The 6,042-nt window shown below is 74.1% G+C and carries 9 protein-coding genes; 3 read left to right on the forward strand and 6 right to left on the reverse strand.

Annotated elements, in window-relative coordinates; translation table 11 throughout:
* Window positions 1–20: 20 nt before the first annotated feature.
* From D7223_RS29265 to D7223_RS29280, 4 genes are all read right to left on the reverse strand, one after another.
* The gene (locus tag D7223_RS29265; protein ID WP_120732318.1) at window positions 21–437 is read right to left on the reverse strand and encodes a hypothetical protein; all 417 of its coding nucleotides are present in this window, start codon (window positions 435–437) and stop codon (window positions 21–23) included.
* A complete protein-coding gene (locus D7223_RS29270; protein ID WP_147252547.1) occupies window positions 437–724 on the reverse strand; it encodes a hypothetical protein in 288 nt (95 codons plus the stop codon). Before D7223_RS29270 ends, D7223_RS29265 begins: the two co-directional genes overlap by 1 nt.
* A gap of 94 nt (window positions 725–818) precedes the next feature.
* Window positions 819–2,774, reverse strand: coding sequence for a M48 family metallopeptidase (locus D7223_RS29275; RefSeq protein WP_120732322.1), 1,956 nt, complete (start codon window positions 2,772–2,774; stop codon window positions 819–821).
* Window position 2,775: 1 nt separating this feature from the next.
* Entirely contained in the window at window positions 2,776–3,372 is a 597-nt protein-coding gene (locus D7223_RS29280) for a LemA family protein (protein WP_120732324.1), read from the reverse strand.
* Between the two features lie 125 nt (window positions 3,373–3,497).
* Between D7223_RS29280 and D7223_RS29285 the strand changes: the two genes are divergently transcribed.
* On the forward strand, window positions 3,498–4,235 hold the full coding sequence (locus tag D7223_RS29285) for a class I SAM-dependent methyltransferase (RefSeq protein WP_337589464.1): 738 nt from the start codon (window positions 3,498–3,500) through the stop codon (window positions 4,233–4,235).
* Between the two features lie 18 nt (window positions 4,236–4,253).
* Here the strand turns inward: D7223_RS29285 and D7223_RS29290 are convergent, their stop codons facing one another.
* Both D7223_RS29290 and D7223_RS32895 read right to left on the reverse strand, forming a co-directional pair.
* Window positions 4,254–4,514, reverse strand: coding sequence for a hypothetical protein (locus tag D7223_RS29290; protein ID WP_238162278.1), 261 nt, complete (start codon window positions 4,512–4,514; stop codon window positions 4,254–4,256).
* The gene (locus tag D7223_RS32895) at window positions 4,511–4,813 is read right to left on the reverse strand and encodes a hypothetical protein (RefSeq protein ID WP_158610943.1); all 303 of its coding nucleotides are present in this window, start codon (window positions 4,811–4,813) and stop codon (window positions 4,511–4,513) included. Before D7223_RS32895 ends, D7223_RS29290 begins: the two co-directional genes overlap by 4 nt.
* A gap of 118 nt (window positions 4,814–4,931) precedes the next feature.
* On the opposite strand from D7223_RS32895, the gene D7223_RS29300 reads away from it, so the two are divergent.
* Complete coding sequence (locus tag D7223_RS29300) at window positions 4,932–5,735, forward strand: helix-turn-helix domain-containing protein (RefSeq protein ID WP_120732330.1); 804 nt, start codon at window positions 4,932–4,934, stop codon at window positions 5,733–5,735.
* Window positions 5,726–5,938: a DUF397 domain-containing protein gene (locus tag D7223_RS29305; protein ID WP_120732332.1), complete on the forward strand. Its 213-nt coding sequence runs from the start codon at window positions 5,726–5,728 to the stop codon at window positions 5,936–5,938. The genes D7223_RS29300 and D7223_RS29305 overlap by 10 nt, the downstream gene beginning before the upstream one ends.
* Window positions 5,939–6,042 lie beyond the last annotated feature (104 nt).

Raw genomic sequence — 6,042 nt, forward strand, 5'->3', positions numbered from 1 at the left:
GAGTCCGGCGATGATCGGGATCAGGCGTCGTCGACCGGGATGACGTGCACCAGGTCGGGGGCGATGACCGCGGGGACCAGGTGCGGTTCGGTGGTGAGGTAGTAGGCGTCGTAGCGCAGCGCGGCCCACACCGAGTGGGCGCGGGCGAGATCTCCCTTGACCAGGCGGACCGCGGCTGCCACCTCGGCGGCCTGCGCGGCGCCGAGAGGAAGCACCGCCACGCCCGGCAGGGTGGCCAGCACCCCGAGTCGGGCGGCGGCCGGCTGATCCGCCTTGGCCTGTGCGTACGCCTCGAGAAGCGCCACCGCGGGCAGCCCCACGTAGGCGCCCTCGTCGGCGATGTCGACCAGCAGTTCCCCGACGTGCACGTGCCCTCGGGAGAAGGAGAGCGCCGCGGACGGGTCCAGGACGGCCCGGATCTCGACGCCGTCGCGCATCAGGCGGCGACGTCGCTGTCGGCCGGCCAGGTGCCGTCGGCCACCAGGTCACGTCGTCGCGCGTTCTCCGCCCGCTGTGCGGCGGTCAGGCGAGGAAGTTTCCCGTGTACCCGGGCGACGCCCTCCTCGGTCACCTCGATGCCCACCGCCCGCAGCATCGCCGCGGTGGCGGCTGCCCGATCCAAGCGGGCCCGCAGCGCGTCCGCGACGGCCGCCGACGCGTTCTCCTCACCCTCCAGGTAAGCCGCGATATCGTCCGGCAGGCTCACCGTCACTCGCTTCGTCATACCCGAATCATACTGGCCGGGCGACGCCCTGATCCCTCCGGCGCGCCGCGGCCGTTGGTTCGGCGCGGGCCGTGCGGGTCGGCGGAGAAGGTGGTCAGCCGGTGCCGTGGCCGGCCATCGGCGGCAGCGGGCAGTGCAGCAGACCGCAGATGGTACGCAGCAACTCGATCTCCGGCACGGTCATCATCCCGTCGTGGCTGATCACCGCGACGGTGGCCGCCACCAGGCGTTCCTTGTCGGCCGGGCGCAGTCGGTCCAGCACCGGCCAGGCGGTCTCCAGGGCCAGCACGCCGTTCTCCGGCGGGGCGTAGGGCAGGGTCGTGCCGGGCCGCAGCGCGGCGACACCGGACTGGAATGCCGTCTCGGCGGCGGCCCGGTCGGTGTGCCCGACCTGGGCGAGAACGGCCAGCAGGTGGGCCGCGGCCGAGCGGGAGTCGGTCAGGGTGCGCCGGTCGGGCCGCCAGCGGGAGTCCGGTCGCAGCGACTCCGCCAGCTCGGCCAGCAGCAGCCGGGACAGGCAGTACTCGGAGACGTCGATCGCGCCGTCGGCGTGGATCAGCGTGAACACGGCCGCGAGCAACGACTCCAGCTCCGCGTCCGGCCGGTCGCGCAGGGCGGGGAAGGCCAGTTCGGCCAGGGGTAGCCGGAGCATCGGGTGCAGCCCGGCCACCGCGTCCGCCTCCCGCCCGGCCGCCTGCGCCAGGTCCCGGCCGTGCCGCTCGGCCAGGGCGGCGTCCTGCTGCCGGCGGACCGACGGATCCGCGCTGAGCAGGATGCCGAGCAGGAGCGGCCCGGCCGAGTCCCGGCTGCGGGCCCGGTCGAGCAGCGGCTGCGGGATCCGGTCGAGGATCGCCGCCGCGTGGGTGAAGGCGGTCCCGGTCGGCGCGGCCACCCGGCCCAGCACCTCGGTCGGCCCGACGCGTACCAGGGTGCCCTCGGCCGGCATCGCCGGCGCGGCCCCGCCGCCCTGACCTCCTGCCGGCCCGGCGGGTGCCAGGCCGAGGGCGATGTCCTCCTGCCGGCCCGAGGGCGGTGCCGCCGACCAGCGCTGGGCCAGTTCCCGCAGTTCCGCCGGGTCGAACGACGGCTCCAGCGCCCGGATCCGGTCGACCAGCGGGGGGTGCGTGGCGAACCAGGAGACCCGGGACGCCTCGCCGAAGAGCATGTGCCCCACCTCGTCGCGCTTCGGCGATGTCAGCTCGGAGCCGTCGCTGAGGCCGCCGATCTTCTTCAGCGCCCCGGCGATGCCCCGGGTCTGGCGGGTGTACTGCACGGCCGAGGCGTCGGCGAGGTACTCCCGTTGCCGGGAGACCGACGCCTGGATGAGTCGCCCGGCGAGGACCCCGACGTACCCGGCCACCAGCAGCGCCAGCCCCACCAACGCCAGCGGGTTGGCGCCCCCGCTGTTGTTGTTGCCGCGCGGCCGGGCGCCGCCGATGATGCCGGCGCGCGCCAGGCCCCGGCCGATCACGGTCAGGAACAGGATGCCGAACAGCAGTCCCATCAACCGGATGTTGAGCCGCATGTCGCCGTTGACCACGTGGCTGAACTCGTGCCCGATGACTCCCTGGAGTTCGTCGCGGTTGAGCCGCCGCAGCGCGCCCCGGGTGACCGCGACGGCGGCGTCGGACGGGGTCCAGCCGGCGGCGAAGGCGTTGATCGCCGTCTCGTCGGCGAGGACGTAGACCTCCGGAACGGGTACGCCGGAGGCCAGCGCCATCTCCTCGACCACATTGCGCAGCCGGCGCAGTTCCGGGTCGGTGGTGTCCGTCGGCACCGGCACCCCGCCCAGCTCGCGGGCCACCTTGCCGCCACCGCCGCGCAGCGCGAGCGTACGCACCAGGGCGGCCAGGCCGATCGCCACCACCGTGGCCACGGTGACCAGGACGACGAACCCGGTGAGCTGTCCGGGATCGGCGGAGGTGGCGTTGAACGCGAACACCGCCGCGAGGTTCACCACCACCACGATCCCGACCACGGCGAGGACGAACAGCAGCACCAGTCGCACCGACAGCCGTCGCACCTGGCGCTGCCGTTCGAAGAAGTTCATCTCAGAACGACACCTGCGGGGCCTGGCGCTGCTGCGGGTCGTCCGGCTGGAACAGCTCGGCCGGCCGGAACGAGAACATCCCCGCGACCACGCTGGAGGGGAACACCTCCCGCTTGTTGTTGTAGGCCAGCACCGCGTCGTTGTACGCCTGGCGGGCGAAGGCCACCCGGTTCTCCGTCGAGGTCAGCTCCTCCGACAGCTGCATCATGTTCTGGTTGGCCTTCAGGTCGGGATACGCCTCGGCGAGCGCGAACAGTCGCCCGAGCGTGCCGGTGAGCATGTTCTCCGCGCCGCTGAGCTGCCGCATGGCGGCGGGATCACCCGGCGTCGCGGCGGCGGTGGCCTGCGCGTCGACCGCGGCGGTCCGGGCGGCGACCACCGCCTCCAGCGTCTCCCGCTCGTGCTTCAGGTATCCCTTGGCCACCTCGACCAGGTTGGGGATCAGGTCGTGCCGGCGCACCAGCTGCACGTCGATCTGGGCGAACGCGTTGCGGTAGGCGTTGCGGGCCCGTACCAGCCCGTTGTAGATCGAGACGACGAAACCGGCCAGGGCCAGAACGATCAGTGCCAGGCACACCACTGCGATGATCAGTTCCACGGGGCTCCCTCGCTGCGTCGGGTCTCCGCTGCTGAGCGTACTGTCCGCCCCCTCGACGCCAGCGCCGAAGGGCGCACTGTGCCAGGATGCCCCGCATGTCTGGTCGCGCGTTGAGCTTCGGGCCCGTGGCGGAGGCCTATGAACGGTTCCGGACCGGCTATCCGGAGGCGCTGTTCGACCTGGTGACCGGCTATCTGGGGCGGCCGGTCCGGCGGGCCCTGGAGATCGGGGCGGGGACCGGAAAGGCGACCCGCCTCTTCGCCTCCCGGGGGGTCGCGGTCACCGCGACCGATCCCGACCAGGCCATGCTCACCGAGCTGCGCCGGCACGTGCCGACGCGCGTGGAGACCGTGCGCGCCGCGTTCGAGGAGCTGCGGCCGGGGGAGACCTACGAGCTGGTCTACGCCGCGGCGGCGCTGCACTGGACGGACCCGCGTGACCGGTGGCCGCGGATGGCCGCGCTGCTGCGACCGGACGGCGTGTTCGCCTCGTTCGCGGGGCCGGTCCGGCTCGCCGACCCGGCGGTGCGGGAGGCTGTCCGGTCGGCTCGGGCGCCCTTCCTGAGCAGGGACGAGGTGCCGGCGCAGGACAGGACACCGTCGGTGGACGACATGCAGTGGCCGGGCACGGAGCTGCGCCGGTCGGAGTGGTTCACCGACGTCCGGCAGTCCGTGATCGAGCGCCGGCTGAGCATGACCGCCGCCGACTACGTCGGCTATCTCTCGACCGTCTCGGCCTACCTGGAGCTGCCCGCCCCGGCGCGGGCGCAGGTGTTGGACCGCATCGAGCGGGTCCTGCCGGAGACGGTCCCGCTCGCCGCCGACGTCGTCGTCCACCTCGCGCGTCGCCGCGCCGTGCCCTGACCCCCGCCGACCGGGCCGTCACCGGGGCGGCGAGCGGGTCCAGCCGACGAACCGGCGGAACAGCTCCGCCGGGTCCGGCGGGCTCGTCCGTACCCGTGCCCAGTCGGAGGCGGCCTCGTGCAGCAGCACGCAGAGGTAGACCGACAGCCCGACCAGGTCGTCCGGGTACTCGTCGCGCAGCGCCAGCTTCGCCGGCTGGCACGGCCAGGGGGCCGCGCAGACCCGACACCGCCAGGCCGGTCGGGCGGCGACGTGCCGGCGCGGGTCCGCGCCGCTCACCGCCGCCGCACCCGGCATCCGCCGCCGCGCCGGCCACCCCGAGGGGGTACGCGAGCCCGCAGCGGCCCTGGCTGCGCCGGCTCCCGGGCGACGGCGCCGGGGCCCCGCGGCGTGGTCGGCTCCACCGGCACCGGCACCGGCACCGGCACCGGCACCGGCACCGGCACCGGCACCGGCACCGGCCGCCGGCGGTCCGGGCAGCCGCGCCAGCGCAGCCCGCAGACGCACCAGCGGCCCCACCGGGCCCAGTCGCGGCGGTGGCGCGGCCCCAGCGGCACCGGTTTCGGAAGCTTGCCCATCTCGACCTCCCTCGTCGTGGCTGTTCACACTCTGCTGCCCGGCCGACTACCGTCGGAAGGTGCCGGCCGGTCACGGCCCGGCGGTGGTGCTCCGGCGGTCCGGTGTGGCGGAGGTGTGATGGGCGACGACGTGTCCACGCTGGAGTTCCTCGGCGGCGAGCTGCGCCGGGCCCGGCGGGGCCGGGGGCTCAGCCAGGAGGAACTGGCCCGCCGGATCAACTACTCGCCGTCGCTGATCGGGATGGTGGAGATCGGCCACCGCACCCCCTCGCAGGACTTCGTCGGGCGGATCGACACGGCGCTGCAGTCCGACGGCTTCTTCGAACGGCTGCTGACCCTGGTCCGGGCCGACGCGGCCCCGCCGTGGCTGCGGGAGTGGATCCAGGTGGAGGCGGAGGCGACGCTGATCCGCTGGTTCGAGCCGTCGCTGATCCCGGGTCTGGTGCAGACCGAGGCGTACGCCCGCGCGGTGCTCACCGGGGGCGGGATGCTGCGCGAGACGGAGATCGAGCAGCGGCTCGGCTCGCGGATGGCCCGGCAGGCGGTGCTGTCCCGGGAGGCGCCGCCGGAGGTCGTCCTCGTGGTCGACGAGGTGGCGCTGCGGCGGTGCGTCGGCGGTCCGGCGGTGATGGCGGAGCAGTTCGACCACCTGCTCCGCGTCACCGATCTGCCGCACGTCGATATTCACGTGGTGCCGGTCGCCACCGGGATGCATCCTGGGTTGGCCGGAGCGTTCATTCTCGCCCGCACACCGGAGGGCGGCGAAGTGGCGCACCTCGATACCCCGCTGCGCGCGCACGTCACCGACCGGTCCGAAGACGTTGATAGCCTTCAACGCAGGTGGGAGAACCTGCGGGGCGAGGCTCTACCCCGGAAGGCGTCCCAGGACCTGATGCGGGAGGTGGCGCGATCATGGACCTGACCGGGGCGCGTTGGCGGAAGTCCAGCCGTAGCGACAACGGTGGTTCCACCTGTGTCGAGGTGGCGACGAACCTGACCGGCGTGGTGGGCGTACGCGACAGCAAGGATCGTGCGGGAGCGGTGCTGGCCTTCGGCCCGGCGGCCTGGACCGGCTTCGTCGCCGCGGCCCGCTCCGGCGCGCTCCGTTCCGACCCGGCCCCCTGACCCCGCACCCCCCCCCCCCCCCCCCCCCCCCCCCCCCCCCCCCCCCCCCCCGTGAACATCATACTGTGGGGGGCTGCGTTTTCCCTCCACCCCCCCCCCCCCCC

Source organism: Micromonospora endolithica (assembly GCF_003626595.1).
Taxonomy (GTDB): Bacteria; Actinomycetota; Actinomycetes; order Mycobacteriales; family Micromonosporaceae; genus Micromonospora; species Micromonospora endolithica.